This window comes from Serratia proteamaculans, from assembly GCF_004684015.1.
Classification (GTDB): domain Bacteria; phylum Pseudomonadota; class Gammaproteobacteria; order Enterobacterales; family Enterobacteriaceae; genus Serratia; species Serratia proteamaculans_F.
On sequence record NZ_SRIA01000006.1, the window covers coordinates 1 to 15,357 of the forward strand.

The 15,357-nt window shown below is 56.1% G+C and carries 18 protein-coding genes; 17 read left to right on the forward strand and 1 reads right to left on the reverse strand.

The window, feature by feature from the left end; all coding sequences use genetic code 11:
• Nucleotides 1-179: 179 nt before the first annotated feature.
• Nucleotides 180-569, reverse strand: coding sequence for a hypothetical protein (locus E5C26_RS04395; RefSeq protein ID WP_135315221.1), 390 nt, complete (start codon nt 567-569; stop codon nt 180-182).
• A 285-nt stretch (nt 570-854) separates the two neighbouring features.
• On the opposite strand from E5C26_RS04395, the gene E5C26_RS04400 reads away from it, so the two are divergent.
• The 17 genes from E5C26_RS04400 to dkgB all read left to right on the forward strand — a co-directional run bounded on the left by E5C26_RS04400 (nt 855) and on the right by dkgB (nt 15,337).
• The gene (locus tag E5C26_RS04400) at nt 855-1,571 is read left to right on the forward strand and encodes a beta-ketoacyl synthase chain length factor (RefSeq protein ID WP_135315222.1); all 717 of its coding nucleotides are present in this window, start codon (nt 855-857) and stop codon (nt 1,569-1,571) included.
• On the forward strand, nt 1,571-2,389 hold the full coding sequence (locus E5C26_RS04405) for a lysophospholipid acyltransferase family protein (protein ID WP_135315223.1): 819 nt from the start codon (nt 1,571-1,573) through the stop codon (nt 2,387-2,389). Before E5C26_RS04400 ends, E5C26_RS04405 begins: the two co-directional genes overlap by 1 nt.
• 4 nt (nt 2,390-2,393) lie before the next feature.
• Entirely contained in the window at nt 2,394-2,654 is a 261-nt protein-coding gene (locus E5C26_RS04410) for a phosphopantetheine-binding protein (protein ID WP_017891685.1), read from the forward strand.
• A 9-nt stretch (nt 2,655-2,663) separates the two neighbouring features.
• Complete coding sequence (locus E5C26_RS04415) at nt 2,664-2,915, forward strand: acyl carrier protein (protein ID WP_012005336.1); 252 nt, start codon at nt 2,664-2,666, stop codon at nt 2,913-2,915.
• Nucleotides 2,916-2,957: 42 nt separating this feature from the next.
• Nucleotides 2,958-3,515: a hypothetical protein gene (locus E5C26_RS04420; protein ID WP_206194235.1), complete on the forward strand. Its 558-nt coding sequence runs from the start codon at nt 2,958-2,960 to the stop codon at nt 3,513-3,515.
• Nucleotides 3,482-4,855, forward strand: a complete 1,374-nt coding sequence (locus E5C26_RS04425; RefSeq protein WP_135315225.1) for an AMP-binding protein — start codon at nt 3,482-3,484, stop codon at nt 4,853-4,855. Before E5C26_RS04420 ends, E5C26_RS04425 begins: the two co-directional genes overlap by 34 nt.
• Entirely contained in the window at nt 4,852-5,196 is a 345-nt protein-coding gene (locus E5C26_RS04430; RefSeq protein WP_135315226.1) for a 3-hydroxyacyl-ACP dehydratase FabZ family protein, read from the forward strand. Before E5C26_RS04425 ends, E5C26_RS04430 begins: the two co-directional genes overlap by 4 nt.
• Nucleotides 5,187-6,905, forward strand: a complete 1,719-nt coding sequence (locus tag E5C26_RS04435) for a glycosyltransferase family 2 protein (protein ID WP_135315227.1) — start codon at nt 5,187-5,189, stop codon at nt 6,903-6,905. Before E5C26_RS04430 ends, E5C26_RS04435 begins: the two co-directional genes overlap by 10 nt.
• Nucleotides 6,902-7,330 (forward strand): acyl-CoA thioesterase, encoded by a 429-nt coding sequence (locus tag E5C26_RS04440; protein WP_135315228.1) that lies wholly within the window; start codon nt 6,902-6,904, stop codon nt 7,328-7,330. Before E5C26_RS04435 ends, E5C26_RS04440 begins: the two co-directional genes overlap by 4 nt.
• A complete protein-coding gene (locus E5C26_RS04445) occupies nt 7,327-7,932 on the forward strand; it encodes a LolA family protein (RefSeq protein WP_135315229.1) in 606 nt (201 codons plus the stop codon). The genes E5C26_RS04440 and E5C26_RS04445 overlap by 4 nt, the downstream gene beginning before the upstream one ends.
• The gene (locus tag E5C26_RS04450) at nt 7,922-10,228 is read left to right on the forward strand and encodes an MMPL family transporter (RefSeq protein ID WP_135315230.1); all 2,307 of its coding nucleotides are present in this window, start codon (nt 7,922-7,924) and stop codon (nt 10,226-10,228) included. Before E5C26_RS04445 ends, E5C26_RS04450 begins: the two co-directional genes overlap by 11 nt.
• Nucleotides 10,228-10,800: a DUF3261 domain-containing protein gene (locus E5C26_RS04455; protein ID WP_135315231.1), complete on the forward strand. Its 573-nt coding sequence runs from the start codon at nt 10,228-10,230 to the stop codon at nt 10,798-10,800. The genes E5C26_RS04450 and E5C26_RS04455 overlap by 1 nt, the downstream gene beginning before the upstream one ends.
• Nucleotides 10,800-11,969 (forward strand): beta-ketoacyl-[acyl-carrier-protein] synthase family protein, encoded by a 1,170-nt coding sequence (locus E5C26_RS04460; protein ID WP_135315232.1) that lies wholly within the window; start codon nt 10,800-10,802, stop codon nt 11,967-11,969. The genes E5C26_RS04455 and E5C26_RS04460 overlap by 1 nt, the downstream gene beginning before the upstream one ends.
• The gene (locus E5C26_RS04465; protein WP_135315233.1) at nt 11,966-12,439 is read left to right on the forward strand and encodes an ApeP family dehydratase; all 474 of its coding nucleotides are present in this window, start codon (nt 11,966-11,968) and stop codon (nt 12,437-12,439) included. Before E5C26_RS04460 ends, E5C26_RS04465 begins: the two co-directional genes overlap by 4 nt.
• Nucleotides 12,436-13,167: a 3-ketoacyl-ACP reductase FabG2 gene (locus E5C26_RS04470; protein ID WP_135315234.1), complete on the forward strand. Its 732-nt coding sequence runs from the start codon at nt 12,436-12,438 to the stop codon at nt 13,165-13,167. Before E5C26_RS04465 ends, E5C26_RS04470 begins: the two co-directional genes overlap by 4 nt.
• Nucleotides 13,164-14,393 carry a beta-ketoacyl-ACP synthase gene (locus tag E5C26_RS04475; protein WP_135315235.1) on the forward strand — a complete coding sequence of 410 codons (1,230 nt, stop codon included), beginning with the start codon at nt 13,164-13,166 and terminating at the stop codon, nt 14,391-14,393. The genes E5C26_RS04470 and E5C26_RS04475 overlap by 4 nt, the downstream gene beginning before the upstream one ends.
• 140 nt (nt 14,394-14,533) lie before the next feature.
• Complete coding sequence (gene dkgB, locus E5C26_RS04480; protein ID WP_135315236.1) at nt 14,534-15,337, forward strand: 2,5-didehydrogluconate reductase DkgB; 804 nt, start codon at nt 14,534-14,536, stop codon at nt 15,335-15,337.
• The last annotated feature ends 20 nt before the right edge of the window (nt 15,338-15,357 follow it).

A 15,357-nucleotide genomic window follows, 5' to 3' on the forward strand; every position in this document is an offset into this window, starting at 1 on the left:
GATAAGCCCTGAGTCTCTGACTCAGGGCTTTTTCATATGCAAAATCCAACGAAATTGAATATCACAGCGTGATTTATGCGGTGAAAATCTGTTCTGATAAATAATTATCCGAGTTGAATGCCAATACAAAGGATAATATATCCGGCAGTAGGATCCCTGCCGGTAATAAATTTTTGTCGTTATTTAATATTCTGACGTGCCAGTTCCAACTGAATATCCTTATCGAGATTGGCTACCCAGCGATTATAGTTTGGGTGAATCTTTCCGTCTTTGGCATCCATATTTCCGCTGCCAATATAGTTAATCTGATAACTATTTGTATTGTAAGTGATACGGATGTCTGCGCTGTGGCCACGCAGCAAGATCTTACCGTCAATCACGCCGTCAGCGGTTGGGTTCATGATCCAGCCGCGGCTCAGGCCAGCGGAGAGGATCGCCTGGCGTACCTGCGCATCACTGTGACTACCTGCAATATTTTGGCTGACGTTTTTCACCGGAGACGTGCCTGCGCAACCGGTGACCAGAATGGCGGCGAAAACGCCTGTCAAAATGAATCTTAAAGGTTTCATTCTCTTGTCCATGAGTATTGGTAAATAAGAAATGTATTAATCATGCAGGGCAAGTGATGCATGATGATCCCTGATTAAGATACTCTCATCAGGATAATTCGACAAATACTGCTGCTTTTCATCGTGATAATTCCCTTTTTTCTCAAGTGTTGCCAACTTATGTCGATAAGTAAGCCTAATCGTTTAATCGAATATTCCGCGTAAAAATAGGAATTTTGGGAATGCATTCTGAGGTTAGATATAATAAATTTACCCACGGAATTTTTCTGACCGGTAATACCCTTAATGGCGGGCGACATGAATATACTCAGTTGGTGGGCAATGGCTCCCGATCGTGGAACGCGTGATGCATGGCGCCAATGGGCTACGGATAATGCTCTTACCGCTGAATACCCAGGTGTATTACCCGGTTGCTCTCATATCCCCATGATGTCACTGCGTCGAATGAGTATCGGAACGCGCCTGGCGGTAGAAAGCGGACTGATCTTATTGAAGGATTCCCCGGCGGATATGGCGATATTTACCAGTCGTCATGGCGAGTTGGAACGGACGCACAAAATTCTTCAGCACCTGCATCAGCAACAACCTTTATCGCCAACGGATTTTGCCATGTCGGTACACAACACAGCGGCGGGGTGGTTGACTATTATGGCGAAGAATACTTTGCCGACCACTTCACTGGCCGCTGGCGAAGACAGCTTTCAGCAGGGGATGATTGAGGCCCAGGCCGTATTGGCCACGGGCAGTGCGGAACGGGTGTTATTAATCGATTTCGACGGGATCGTACCGGATGTTTACCGGCCTTTTGCGCCGGAAAATTCGATTCCCTATGCTGTCGCCCTGCTGCTCGAAAGTGGTGGCACGCTGCACTGCCAGGCAACAACCACCGAACAGGTGAATCACCAGGAACCACAGGGCCTGTCGTTTTTACGGGGATGGCTGGGCGCTGATGATGAATTTACGGTACCGGGCCAGCGGCACGGCTGGTTGTGGAAACGCTGATGGCTACAACGATCCCTGCCCAAACGGCTCCCGAACAATCCTCATGGTTTAATCGCTGTTGGCGGGTGGTGGCTACGGGGTTTTGCTTTTCGTTATTTGGTTTGGGTGGCCTGCTACTGTCTGGCGTCTGGTTTAACCTGATGCGCCTGGTAGTGCGAGATCCCGCACGGCGCAGTCGTTTAACGCAGAACTCAATCCGTCACAGTTTCCGTTTCTTCCTGGCAACGACGCGTTTTTTCGGCGTACTGGATTACCATTTCGACAATGCAGAACGCTTCAGTGAGGATCGCGGCTGTCTGGTGATCGCCAACCATCCCAGCCTGTTGGACTATGTGCTATTGGCATCACAAATGCCGCGTTGCGACTGTATTGTCAAAGAGGCCTTGCTGAATAATGTGTTTGTCAGTGGGGTGATCAAAGCGGCGGGATATTTGGCTAATGCACAGTCGGATATTCTGTTGGAACAATGCCGCCAACGTCTGGCCAGCGGAGGGACCATTCTGATCTTCCCGGAAGGCACTCGTACTACGCCGGGCAAGGCGCTGACATTGCAGCGGGGGGCCGCCAATATTGCGCTACGGGGGCAATGTGGCATCCGGGTGGTGCATATTCACTGCCATCCCCCCATGCTGACGAAGCAAGGTAAATGGTATAAGATCCCGGCGATAAAGCCGCAGTTCCATATCACCGTCCAGGATAAGATCGACGCCCGCGCATTCATTCATGCAAATGACGTTTCTCCCGCCCTTGCGGCAAGAAGATTAACCCAGCATTTAACTGACGCCTTACAGTCAGAACCTATAAATAATGAGATATAGCGGAATGAATTTATTGAGCACCGAAATCAAGCAATTGATCATTGATACGCTCAATCTTGAAGGTATGACACCGGAGGAGATTGACGCCGAGGCACCGCTGTTTGGTGATGGACTGGGCCTGGATTCCATTGATGCATTGGAATTGGGCCTGGCATTAAAGAACCGTTATGGCGTGGTGCTGTCGGCTGAAAGCCAGGATATGCGCCAACATTTTTATTCCGTGGAAACGCTGGCAAAGTTTGTTTCTGCACAGCGTAGCAAATAAGGGGTTTTCATGGATAAGCAAGAAATTTACCTGCAAATTCAGGCACTGCTGGTCAAGCTGTTTGAGCTGGATGCCGATGATATCAAGCCCGAGTCCCGCCTGTACGAAGAGCTGGAGCTGGATAGCATTGATGCGGTGGATCTGGTGGTGCACCTGCAAAAAACAACCGGCAAGAAGATCAAACCGGAAATGTTCAAGTCGGTGCGCACCGTGCAAGACGTAGTTGATGCCATTGATGAGTTGCTTAAGTCAGACAGCTAAGGCCGCCGCGTTAAGGTGAAAACGTCCCTTTGGATAAACCCGATGTTGCGGCTGTTACAGGCCATGACCTGGCTGGCGCTGCTGCTTTATCCGCTGGCGGTCTGGTTTGGTTTGGCGCGCTGGGGCACCAACGTCCTGGCCCCGATGCTGGTGACTGTCTTCACCTTACGCCTAATACTGCTACGCGGTAAACTTCGTCAGCAGATGTGGTTGGGCAAAGCCTTGGCGATTGTCGGCATTTTGCTGGCGCTTGCCAGTTGGGCGCTGAAGCAAAGCCATTGGCTGCTGTATTACCCGGTCTTGGTCAACGCATTACTGCTGTTGCTGTTTACATACTCGTTGTTTGCCCCCCCCACAGTGGTGGAGCGATTGGCGCGTATAACCGAGCCACAGTTGGATGCCTCTGGTGTGGCTTATACTCGCAAGGTGACTCAGGTCTGGTGCGGGTTCTTTATTGTTAACGGTGCAATAGCGCTGGCAACCTGTCTGTCCGGGGATATCACACTCTGGACGCTGTATAACGGCGGCATCAGCTACCTGCTGATGGGGGCATTAATGGGTATTGAATGGATAGTCAGGAAAAGGGTCAGACGCGCCTGAGTTTACCGATGAGCCAATGGCTCAACGCGAAGCGTGAGAATGGAGTGATGATCGCCTGGCGCGGCGATCAGACATTCAATCTCGGCCAATTTCGCCGTGACGTTGCCGCATTGGCTGCAAAACTGGTGAGCAGGGAAGAGTGCCGTTGGGCGCTGTGTTTTGATGATAGCTATCGTTTTGCCGTTGCGTTGTTGGCCTCTTTGTATGCCAACAGAATGCCGGTAATTTTTGGTCATCAGCGCGAAGCTATCCTCAAAGAGCAGCGGGCAGACTTCGACGCACTGCTCACTGATTTAGCCCTCGATCTCGATGTACCGGTTTTACCGGTAGCAGAAGGGGGCAGTACGGAGGTAGCACTGCCTGCCTGGCCGCAAGACCCGCGTTTTATCCTTTATACTTCCGGTTCGACCGGCCAACCACAGGCAGTGACCAAGTCCGTTGCCTGCATGGATCGTGAAAGCGAACTGTTGGCCGCAAGCTGGAAGGATGTCTTTCAGGGTTGCAGCGTGGCAGCGTCGGTCTCTCACCAGCATATGTATGGCCTGAGCTTTCGCGTGTTCCTGCCACTGGCTTTTGGCCTGCCGTTTGATGCGCAGTTAACGCAGTATCACGAGCAGTTGATTGCCCTGCATCAGGGGCGGCGTTTGCTGTTTATCAGCAGCCCCGCCTGGCTTAAGCGTTTGGATAACCGTTTGGCACTGGCAGAGTGTGTTGAGGTATTTTCCGCCGGCGGCCCGCTCTCTTACGCGGAAGCTAATCTGTCGCAGCGAGCATTGGGTGTATTGCCGCTGGAAATTTACGGCACAACGGAAACCGGCACGCTGGCATGGCGCAAACAAGTTCAGGAAGCCACTCTGTGGCGATTGTTTGCCGGCGTGACGTTAACGGCAAATCCAGATAACAGCATGAATGTTGCGTCGCCCCTGATACCCGATACCGGTGAACTTACTCTAAGCGATGTTATTCAGCTCGCGCCGGATGGTCGGCAATTTCAGCTAAACGGCCGCGCTGACCGCATTATCAAGCTGGAAGAAAAACGTCTGTCGCTGACCGAAGTTGAGCGCCGGCTGATTTCCCTGCCGGAGGTCGCCGATGCTGCCGTGCTAACCCAGCAGCAAACCGGGCGCACAGTATTGGTCGCGGCGATAGTGTTGTCCCCCTATGGTGAAACTCGTCGACAAAAATTGTCAGAAGGGGAGTTAACCCGCGAATTGCATCAGGCGTTGCGGGGCTGGCTTGAGCCGGTGGCCCTGCCGCGCCGTTGGCGTATTATTGAGGCTATCCCTCTGAATCCGCAGGGTAAGCGCGCCTATGCTGAACTACAGGAGCTGTTTTTATGATGCAACCTGAGGTGCTGCAACAGCAGGTGAGCGATGCTACCCATGCCAGCCTGCTGCTGCGTTTGCCCACAGAGCTATTTTGGTTTCGCGGCCATTTTCCTGAACATCCGATCCTGCCGGGAGTCACCCAACTGAACTGGGTGATGCAGTATGCCCGCCAGTTGCTGGCTGTCGAGGCCGGGTTCAAAGGCATTGAAGTGGTGAAATTTCAACAGCCCTTACTGCCGGAGCAAAGCGTGTTATTGCAGCTTGAATGGCAGCCAGCGCGGCATAAGCTGTTGTTCAGCTACCGCGTGGGCGAGGCGACCGCCAGCAGCGGCAAGATCTCATTATGTCAGTGAAAGCTCCCTTTACTCCCTGCATTATTATCCCCTGTTTCAATCACGGACAGATGATGGCTGCAGTGCTGACCCGGTTAGCCGATTATCGCCTGCCATGCCTGATAGTGGACGATGGCAGCGATGTCAGCACCGCCAAGGAGCTACAGCGACTGGCTGCTGACCGGCCGTGGGTCAGGTTGATGCGGCTGGATAAAAACCAGGGAAAAGGAGCGGCGGTGATCGCCGGTCTGCAACTGGCGCAACGGCAGGGCTATAGCCACGCTCTACAGGTGGATGCCGACGGCCAGCATCAACTGAGTGACATTCCGGCAATGATTGACGAAGCCCGCGCTCATCCAGACTGTCTGATTTCCGGCCGACCGATTTACGACAGCTCAGTGCCAAAAGCACGCCTGTATGGTCGCTATGCCACCCATGTCTGGGTGTGGATAGAAACCCTGTCGCTGTCGCTGAAAGACAGCATGTGCGGTTTCCGCGTTTACCCGGTGGCTCCGACGCTGGCGTTAACGACGTGTCATGCGCTCGGCAAACGAATGGATTTCGATACCGAAGTGATGGTCAGGCTGTACTGGCAGGGCGTGCCCAGCCGTTTTCTGCCGACGCGCGTGACCTATCCGGTTGACGGTGTTTCTCATTTTGACGCACTACGCGATAACCTGCGTATTTCCTGGATGCATACCCGTTTGTTCTTCGGCATGTTGCCGCGTATTCCTCGTCTGCTGCGCCAGCGCCGACGAACGGCCAGTCCGCAACACTGGTCGGCAACCCAGGAGCGCCACGGCCTGTGGGGCATCCGGCTGATGTTACAAGTCTACCGACTGTTTGGCCGCCGGGTATTTCAATTATTGTTGTATCCGGTGATCGGTTATTTCTGGCTGACCGGGCGTAGCCAGCGTGAGGCATCACGCGACTACCTGCAGCGCCTGCGGCAATTCGCCGAGCAGCGGCAACAGCCATTGCCTGCAGCGCTCAACAGTTTCAGTCACTTTATGAGATTTGGTGATGCGATGCTCGACAAGCTGGCGAGCTGGCGCGGGGAGCTCAATGACATTCGTCTGGTGGATCGTACATGTTGTGAACGGCAGATAGCGTCCGGAAAAGGCACGCTGATCCTGGCTTCACACCTGGGGGATATCGAGTCTTGCCGCGCACTGGGTGAGCTGGATTCTGGCGTAAAGGTAAATGCCCTGGTGTTTACCGAGCACGCCGAACGCTTCAATCAGGTGATGAAAGAGGTCAATCCGCGAGCAAATCTGAACATGATCCAGGTGACGTCGCTGGGGCCAGAAACGGCTATGCGTCTGCAAGACAAATTGGATGCCGGTGAATGGGTGGCGATCGTCGGCGATCGCACCTCGGCCGGCAAGCATCAGCGGGGTGAGCAACCGCGCGTGGTGTGGAGCAACTTCCTTGGCCAACCGGCGCCGTTTCCTCAGGGGCCATTTGTCCTGGCCGCGGCTCTGCGTTGTCCGGTATTTCTGATGTTCGGCCTCAAGCAGCAGGGGTGTCTTAACGTTTATTTCGAACCCTTTGCCGATCCGCTGTTATTACCCCGCCAGCAGCGCCAGCAGGCATTGCAAGATGCGGTGGACAATTATGCCGCGCGGCTGGAGCATTATTGCCTGTTGGCACCGCTCGACTGGTTTAATTTTTTCGATTTCTGGCACTTGGCGGCACAGCCGTCAGCGCAACAGGGGCCTGAGACATGAAGCTAAAAGACGATCCGCGATTTTCCGTCAGCATTGAAATCGCTATCCCTTTCCATGATACCGATGCCATGGGCGTGGTATGGCACGGCAACTACTTCCGTTATTTCGAAGTCGCGCGTGAAGCGCTACTCAAACAGTTTAATTACGGTTATCGGCAGATGCAGGCTTCGGGCTATGTCTGGCCGATCGTCGATACGCGCGTGAAATACATCGCGCCGGTACTGTTTGAGCAGCGCATCATTGTCTGTGCCGAACTGGAAGAGTATGAAAACCGCCTGCGCATTGGTTACCGCATTCTTGATGCGGATAACGGCAAACTCACTACTCGCGGTCATACCATTCAGGTAGCGGTAGAGGCCGACAGCAAAGAGATGTGCTTTGTGTCGCCGCAGGTGCTGTTAGACAACATTGAGGGGGCGCAATGAAGTACGGGATATTGTTTTTTATCACCTTTTTCAGCCTGAGCGTCCAGGCGGTCACGCTGCCGGAGCTGCAACAGCGCTTTAGCCAACAGCCGGTGCTGCGCGCCGAGTTCGAACAGCAGCGCAGCATCAGCGGTATGGTGAAACCCCTGAAATCCAGCGGTGAATTGCTGATTTCACAACAAAAAGGGCTGTGGTGGGCACAACAGAAACCTTTCCCGCTGACCCTGCTGCTGGATGATAAGCGTATGGTGCAAACTCTGGCCGGCCAGCCGCCGCAGGTGGTGACGGCAGAAAACAATCCGCAGATGTTCCAGTTCAACCACTTGCTGACCGCATTATTCCATGCCGACAGTCAGGCACTGGAGCAAAACTTTGCTTTGCAGTTCAGCGACCTGGGTAATAACCAATGGCGACTGGTGCTGACACCGAAAACCACACCGCTCGACAAGCTTTTCAGGCGTATCACCCTCAATGGTGCGCAATTCCTGGAAACCATTGATATCGATGATATGCAAAGTGACGCTACCCATATCCGCTTCTTTAACCAGCGTACGGCCCCCCAGACGCTAACCGCCGGGGAGCAACAGCGTTTTGCGTCCTGAGCTGCACCGGCGGCTGGCGTTTGGCTGGCTGGCGATTTGCCTGCTGCTGTTGGCGGCACTGTGTTGGCTGCTGCCGCGCAGCCAGATCAACAGCAGCGTTTTGGCGTTATTACCGAAGCAGCAACTGGTGGGCGTGCCGGATGAACTGGCCGAAGGTTTCAGCCGTCGGCTCGACCGGCAACTGATGTGGTTGGTCAGCCCGCCGCCGGGAGCGGACAGCGCTGCGGTAAGCTGGTGGTGGCAGCAGTTGCGCCAGATGCCTGAACTACAGCAGGTAGGCGGGCCTATGGATGCGCAGCGTCAGCAGCAGTGGGGGCGTTTTTTCTATCAGCACCGCAATGTGCTGCTCGATGATACTACCCGGCAGCGCTTGCAGCAGGGCGCGGACGCGCAAAGTCAGTGGATCCTCGGGCAACTCTATTCCGCCTTCGCCGGGGTCAGCGGCAAGGAGCTGGCTAATGATCCGCTGATGCTGGTACGTGCCTCGCAGTTGGCGCAGCAGCAAAACGGTGGCTTGCTGAGCCTGTCCAATGGCTGGCTGGTGGCGCGCGATGCGCAGGGCCGCAGTTGGTATCTGCTGCACGCCGAGTTGAGCGCCTCTTCGTATGACATCAGCAGTGCCCGACGCACGGTAGACAAACTGAGCGCGTTGCAACAGCAACTGCAGCAGCGCTGGCCGGGGGCAGAGGTACTCAACCGCGGTACGCTGTTTTACAGCAACTACGCCAGCCAACAGGCCGAGCGAGATATTTCGACTATTGGCCTGGCGTCGGTAGTTGGCGTGTTCTTATTGGTGTTGTTGATGTTCCGTTCGCCACTGCCTCTGCTGTTGTGCGGATTATCCGTGGGGATGGGGGCGCTGGCGGGCACCGTCGCCACGCTATTGGCTTTTGGCGAAATACATTTGATGACGCTGGTGTTGAGCATCAGCATTGTCGGCATCTCGGCCGATTACACGCTCTATTTCCTGACTGAACGTATGGTACACGGTGACCAATCAACGCCGCTGGCCAGCTTGCAGAAGCTGTTGCCCGCGTTGTCGATGGCCTTGCTGACCACCGTGGTTGCCTATCTGGCGCTATTAATTGCTCCCTTCCCGGGCCTGCAACAGCTGGCGGTGTTTGCCGCTGCCGGGCTAAGCGCCGCCTGCCTCACCGTCATTTGTTGGTACCCAGGTTTGTCGCGTCGGCTGCCGGTGCGTCCGGCACCGGGGCTGCGGCTGATCCTGGGCTGGCTGCACGCCTGGCGCCATCGGCGCTTGCTGCGCTACGGGCTGCCCACGGCGGTGTTGTTACTGGTGGTGGCGGGTTTCAGTCAGTTGAAGGTCGACGACGATATTGGCCAATTGCAGGCTTTACCCGCGGCGTTGCAACAACAGGAACAGCGTATCGCGGCGTTGACCGGGCAGCATAACGATCAGAAATGGTTGGTGGTGTACGGCGAAAATGCCGAACAGTTGTTGCAGCGCATCGAGCAGCTGCAACCCAGGCTGGCACAGGCAAAGCGGCAGGGCGTGCTGGCGGATTATCGTCTGTTACCTCTGCCTTCGCTTCTGCGCCAGCAGCAGAACATCGCCCTGTTGCAACGGGTGGCACCGCAGGTGATGACGCAATTACAGCAGGCAGACCTGACCCTGAAAGCTCCCGATTTAACCCCGGAATGGGTGCAACCGGAGCAGTGGCTGGGCAGCGTGGTCAGCGAGGGTTGGCGGCTACTGTGGTTGTCTCTGCCCGATGGGCGCAGTGCGGCGCTGGTACCGGTCAACGGCGTGCAGAACAGCGCGGCGATGCAGGCCCTGGCTGAACAGGTACCGGGCACGGGTTGGATCGACCGTAAAACCGAATTCAGTGAGCTTTTTGGCCAGTATCGGCTGTATCTTTCCTATCTGCTGATGCTGTCGGTGACGGCGATCGCATTGATTTATCTGTGGCGTTTTGGCCTGCGTCACGGTCTGCGCTGTATGGTGCCGACGCTGCTGTCACTGGGCAGCGGCATTGCGGTATTGGCCTTGAGCGGCCATACGCTGAACCTGTTCTCGCTGCTGGCACTGGTGCTGGTATTGGGGATCGGCATTAACTATACGCTGTTCTTTACCAATCCCCGGGGCACGCCGACCACCTCGATGTTTGCCATCTTTATGGCGGTACTCACCACCCAACTGACCTTTGGCATGCTGGTGCTGAGCCATACTCAGGCCATCAGCAGTTTTGGCATCGTATTAAGCAGCGGTATCGCCGTGGCCTTTGTGTTGGCACCATTGACGTTAGCAACTAGAAGAAAAAGAGGAAAAGCCTGATGCGTGGCTTACGAATGATGCTGTTAATGCTGGGCACCCTGCTGGTTGGCTGCGCCGGTTCGCAGAATCAAACCCTGCCGCAGGCGTGGCTGAAACCCGGCACTCGGGTGACATTACCCGCACCGACGCTGGCACAGTCATTCAGCCAGCAGCAGTTGCTGACCGCCGAAGTGAAAGGACAGCAGCATTCGATGTTGGTGTTGCTCAATGCCGACGGCCAGCGCCTGCAACTGGTGGGCATGTCGCCGCTCGGTATCCGGTTGTTCAATCTGACCTACGATCGTCAGGGGATCCATACCGAACAGTTGATCAAAGTGGGCGAGTTGCCGCCCGCCAGTCAGGTATTGGCCGACATTATGCTGAGCTACTGGCCGCTGACTGACTGGCAGCCTTTATTGCCCGCCGGATGGCGCCTGGAGGAGCAACCGCAGGTGCGTCGGCTGTATGACGATCGAGGGGCGATCATCAGCGAAATCCATTACCAACAGGCAGATGGGCGGCGTGAACCGCAGTCGATCGCCCAATCCGCCTTTCACTACCGCATCACCATTCAGAATCTGGGGAGCGAATAATGGTTTATTTCTCTGCCGTAGGGATGGTGAATGCGTTGGGCAACAGCCTGTCGCAGATCGCGGAAAATCTGGCGCTTGGCGTCTCGCCCGGCATGCAGCAGCAGACGCAGTGGCTGATTGGCGGGGAACCTTCCTGGTTCGGTAACGTACAGGGCGAGCTGCCCGCCATTCCTGAACCCCTCAAGCGGCATAATTCGCGCAATAACCGCCTGCTGTTGGCGGCGCTGGCGCAGATCGAGACACCCGTACGTGCAGCCATCGCCCGCTACGGCGCGGATCGTGTCGCGGTGATTATGGGCACCAGCACCTCCGGCATCCACGAAGGTGAGCTGGCGCTTCAACAGTATCAGGCAGGGCAGTGGCCGCCGGGTTACGATTATCAGCAACAGGAGTTGGGTGACCCAGGCCTGTTCCTCAGTGATTTTCTTGCAACGACGGGCCCGGCCTATACCCTGTCTACGGCCTGTTCCTCCAGCGCGCGAGCCATCATCAGTGGTAAGCGGTTGATCGACGCCGGGCTGGTGGACGCCGCGATTGTCGGCGGTGCCGACAGCCTGTGCCAAATGCCGATTAACGGTTTCAACAGCCTGGAGTCACTGTCCGCACAACGTTGTACGCCATTCGCGGCCGGGCGCAGTGGCATTAATATCGGCGAGGCAGCGGCATTGATGCTGTTAACACGCGAACCGGCAGCCGTGGCGCTGTTGGGCGTTGGTGAATCATCCGATGCCTGGCATATGTCAGCACCGCATCCCGCCGGTGAGGGGGCAGAACGGGCCATCAGCATGGCGCTGCGGCAGGCAGGGCTCAATGCCGGGCAAATTGGTTATATTAATCTGCACGGCACGGCTACGCGGCTGAACGATCAGGTTGAAGCGCAGGTAATCAATCGCCTGTTTGGCCCCGAGACGCCCTGCAGTTCTACCAAACATCTCACTGGCCACACGCTGGGGGCGGCCGGTGCGGTGGAGGCGGCATTGAGTTGGCTATTGCTGACTCAGCCGTTGCCGCTGCCGCAACAAGATTTCAGCCGCGTGCCGCGCGATGCCGAACTGGCACCGATCGGTCTGGTTTGTCAGCCGCAACCGCTGGGCCAGCGTGCGATTTTGTCCAATTCGTTCGCCTTTGGCGGTAACAATGCTTGTCTGCTGCTGGGGGATGCCCGATGAATCATTATCATGCTGCCGAATACTATCTGCCCCATGCCTCTCCCATGGTGCTGCTGGAGCAGGTGCTTGAAGTGGGGGAAGAGCATGCCCGATGCGCTGTTGCGGTGAGTAGCGACGGCGTGCTGGCGCCGTTTCTTGACGCACAAGGTGCACTGCCGGGTTGGTATGGCATTGAGCTGATGGCGCAGGCGATTGGCGTCTGGAGTGGCTGGCATGGCCGCCAGAGCGCGCAGCCGCCGCAACTCGGCATGCTGCTGGGGGGGCGGGCGATTCATTGCGAATTACCGGCTTTTCCCGCTGGCAGCGAGCTGTTGGTTAGCGTGCAGCAACTGTTGAAAGACGAAAAGTTAGCCAGTTTCGAGTGTGAAATCAGTATCGATAATGTGCGCATCGCACAGGGCAGGCTGAATACCTATCAGCCTGATCAACAAGAAATTATTCAATTGACGACCTTAAGGGGAGACGCATGATGCGTTCCGTTTTAGTCACCGGCGCCAGTAAAGGGATCGGTCAGGCCATCGCCTGCCGCCTGGCTGCCGATGGCTTTTTGATAGCCGTTCACTACCACAGCGATAAGACCGGGGCCGAACACACACTGCAGCATATTGTCAGCGCCGGCGGGCAAGGGCGGTTGATTCAGTTTGATATCAGCCATCGTAACCAGTGCCGCGAGGTGCTGGAGCAGGATATTGCTACTCACGGTGCCTATTATGGCGTGGTAAACAATGCCGGTATTACCTGCGATGGCGCATTCCCTGCGCTGAGCGAAGACGACTGGGATGGCGTGATCCATACCAATCTCGACAGTTTCTACAACGTGCTGCACCCCTGCGTTATGCCGATGATTGGCCTGCGCAAGGGCGGACGGATCGTCGCGCTGTCGTCGGTTTCCGGCGTGATGGGCAACCGTGGTCAGGTCAACTACAGTGCGGCCAAGGCTGGGGTGATCGGTGCCTGCAAGGCACTGGCAATTGAGCTGGCGAAACGCAAAATCACCGTTAACTGTATCGCCCCTGGCCTGATTGACACCGGCATGATCGATATGGAGCCGGCGGCGCTGGATGAAGCGATGCGCGCTATCCCACTTAAACGCATGGGCTCGGCGGAAGAGGTGGCCGGGCTGGCCAGCTATCTGATGTCGGATATTGCCGGCTATGTGACGCGGCAGGTCATTTCCATTAATGGAGGAATGGTATGACACAACGAGTGGTAGTGACCGGCATGGCCGGCGTGACCGCGTTTGGTAATAGCTGGGCAGACGTATCCAGCCGCCTGCAGCAGGGCAAGAATGCGGTGCGTTACATGACGCAATGGGAAGAGTACCAGGGGCTGAACACTCACCTTGGCGCACCGGTCGAGAATTTCGTCTTGCCGGAGCACTATACCCGCAAGCGCATTCGTTCGATGGGGCGGGTTTCATTGTTGGCCACCCGCGCGACCGAACTGGCACTTGAGCAGGCTGGGCTGCTGGGGGAGGCGGTACTGACCAATGGCGAGACCGGCATCGCCTATGGGTCATCGACCGGCAGTACCAAGCCGGTCAGCGAGTTTGCCACCATGTTAACCGAGAAGCACACCGGCAATATTACCGGCACCACTTATGTGCAAATGATGCCTCATACTGCGGCGGTGAATACCGGCCTGTTCTTCGGCCTGCGCGGCCGGGTGATCCCGACTTCCAGCGCCTGTACCTCGGGCAGTCAGGCCATTGGCTACGCTTACGAGAGCATTCGCCACGGTTATCAGACAGTGATGGTGGCGGGCGGTGCCGAAGAGCTGTGCCCTTCCGAGGCGGCGGTGTTCGACACGCTGTTTGCCACCAGCCAGCAGAACGATCACCCAGAGCTTTCGCCACGTCCGTTTGACCGTCAACGTGACGGACTGGTGATTGGCGAAGGTGCGGGTACGCTGATCCTGGAGTCATTGGAGCACGCGCTGGCGCGGGGGGCCACCATTTACGGCGAGATTATCAGCTTCGCCACCAACTGCGATGCGGCACATATTACCCAGCCGCAGCAGGAAACCATGCAAATCTGCATGCAGCAAGCGTTGAAGGCCTCCGGGCTGGCGAGCCGCGATATTGGCTATATTAGTGCCCACGGTACGGCGACCGATCGTGGAGATATCGCAGAAAGTCAGGCAACGGCGGCGATTTTCGGCGATCGCACGCCAATCTCCTCGCTGAAGAGTTATTTTGGTCATACGCTGGGGGCCTGCGGCGCACTGGAGGCCTGGATGACGCTGGAAATGATGCGTGAAGGCCGCTTTGCGCCGACCATTAACCTCAGTGAGCCGGACAGCGCCTGTGGCGATCTGGACTACATCATGGGCGGCTATCGCCAGATTGAGACCGAGTTTGTGCAATCGAACAACTTCGCGTTTGGCGGCATCAATACCTCACTGATCCTGCGCCGCTGGGCGTAATTTTGCGTTGCCGGGGGCTCACTCCGGCAATTGTTGCCTTTTAATCAAAAGTCTTATGCACAATAGGGCGTTTTTGATCAACAAAACAGTTGCCATAATCCTCCCATATCGCTTCAACATCCTAATGAGAGAATAAAATTATGAGCATCCCTGCATTTGGCTTAGGTACCTTCCGTCTTCAGGAGCAGGTTGTCATCGACTCGGTCAGTACCGCGCTGGAACTGGGGTATCGCGTCATTGATACCGCACAAATCTATGAAAACGAAGCGGCAGTGGGCCAGGCGATCGCTGCCAGTGGCGTGCCACGTGACGAGCTGTTTATCACCACCAAAATCTGGATCGCCAACCTGGCAAAGGGCAAGCTGATCCCAAGTCTGCGAGAAAGCCTGAGTAAACTGCAAACCCGCTATGTTGATCTGACTTTGATCCACTGGCCTTCGCCGAATGACGAAGTCTCGGTGGCCGAGTTTATGACCGAGCTGGCGGAAGCCAAAAAACTGGGCCTGACCCGCCAGATTGGGGTGTCCAACTTCACGCTGGATCTGATGCAACAGGCGATTGATGCCGTGGGTAGCGATCAGATCGCCACTAACCAGATCGAACTGTCGCCCTATCTGCAGAATCGAAAAGTGGTGGAGTTTGCCCAGCAGCACGGTATCGCCATCACTTCTTACATGACGCTGGCCTATGGTCAGGCGCTGCAGGATGAGACCATCAAGGCTATCGCGGAACGCCGCCATGCCACCCCGGCTCAGGTTATCCTGGCCTGGGCGCTGCAACTGGGTTACGCGGTGATCCCATCATCAACCAAGCGTGAAAACCTGGCGAGCAACCTGTTGGCTCAGCAACTGACGCTGACCGCTGATGAAATGGCAGAGATCGCCAGGCTGGAAAACAATGGTCGCTTGGTCAGCCCGGAAGGCCTGGCACCCAACTGGGATTGATTTTTCACAGCGAACACATC

Bases quoted from the DNA above. Each gene is read 5' to 3' on its own strand.
- E5C26_RS04415 (WP_012005336.1), top strand. From the start codon at position 2,664: ATGGATAAGCAAGAAATTTACCTGCAAATTCAGGCACTGCTGGTCAAG.
- dkgB (WP_135315236.1), top strand. From the start codon at position 14,534: ATGAGCATCCCTGCATTTGGCTTAGGTACCTTCCGTCTTCAGGAGCAG.
- E5C26_RS04400 (WP_135315222.1), top strand. From the start codon at position 855: ATGGCGGGCGACATGAATATACTCAGTTGGTGGGCAATGGCTCCCGAT.
- E5C26_RS04425 (WP_135315225.1), top strand. From the start codon at position 3,482: ATGGATAGTCAGGAAAAGGGTCAGACGCGCCTGAGTTTACCGATGAGC.
- E5C26_RS04395 (WP_135315221.1), bottom strand. From the start codon at position 569: ATGAAACCTTTAAGATTCATTTTGACAGGCGTTTTCGCCGCCATTCTG.
- E5C26_RS04420 (WP_206194235.1), top strand. From the start codon at position 2,958: ATGTTGCGGCTGTTACAGGCCATGACCTGGCTGGCGCTGCTGCTTTAT.
- E5C26_RS04455 (WP_135315231.1), top strand. From the start codon at position 10,228: ATGCGTGGCTTACGAATGATGCTGTTAATGCTGGGCACCCTGCTGGTT.
- E5C26_RS04410 (WP_017891685.1), top strand. From the start codon at position 2,394: ATGAATTTATTGAGCACCGAAATCAAGCAATTGATCATTGATACGCTC.
- E5C26_RS04435 (WP_135315227.1), top strand. From the start codon at position 5,187: ATGTCAGTGAAAGCTCCCTTTACTCCCTGCATTATTATCCCCTGTTTC.
- E5C26_RS04460 (WP_135315232.1), top strand. From the start codon at position 10,800: ATGGTTTATTTCTCTGCCGTAGGGATGGTGAATGCGTTGGGCAACAGC.
- E5C26_RS04465 (WP_135315233.1), top strand. From the start codon at position 11,966: ATGAATCATTATCATGCTGCCGAATACTATCTGCCCCATGCCTCTCCC.
- E5C26_RS04430 (WP_135315226.1), top strand. From the start codon at position 4,852: ATGATGCAACCTGAGGTGCTGCAACAGCAGGTGAGCGATGCTACCCAT.
- E5C26_RS04470 (WP_135315234.1), top strand. From the start codon at position 12,436: ATGATGCGTTCCGTTTTAGTCACCGGCGCCAGTAAAGGGATCGGTCAG.
- E5C26_RS04440 (WP_135315228.1), top strand. From the start codon at position 6,902: ATGAAGCTAAAAGACGATCCGCGATTTTCCGTCAGCATTGAAATCGCT.
- E5C26_RS04405 (WP_135315223.1), top strand. From the start codon at position 1,571: ATGGCTACAACGATCCCTGCCCAAACGGCTCCCGAACAATCCTCATGG.
- E5C26_RS04445 (WP_135315229.1), top strand. From the start codon at position 7,327: ATGAAGTACGGGATATTGTTTTTTATCACCTTTTTCAGCCTGAGCGTC.
- E5C26_RS04475 (WP_135315235.1), top strand. From the start codon at position 13,164: ATGACACAACGAGTGGTAGTGACCGGCATGGCCGGCGTGACCGCGTTT.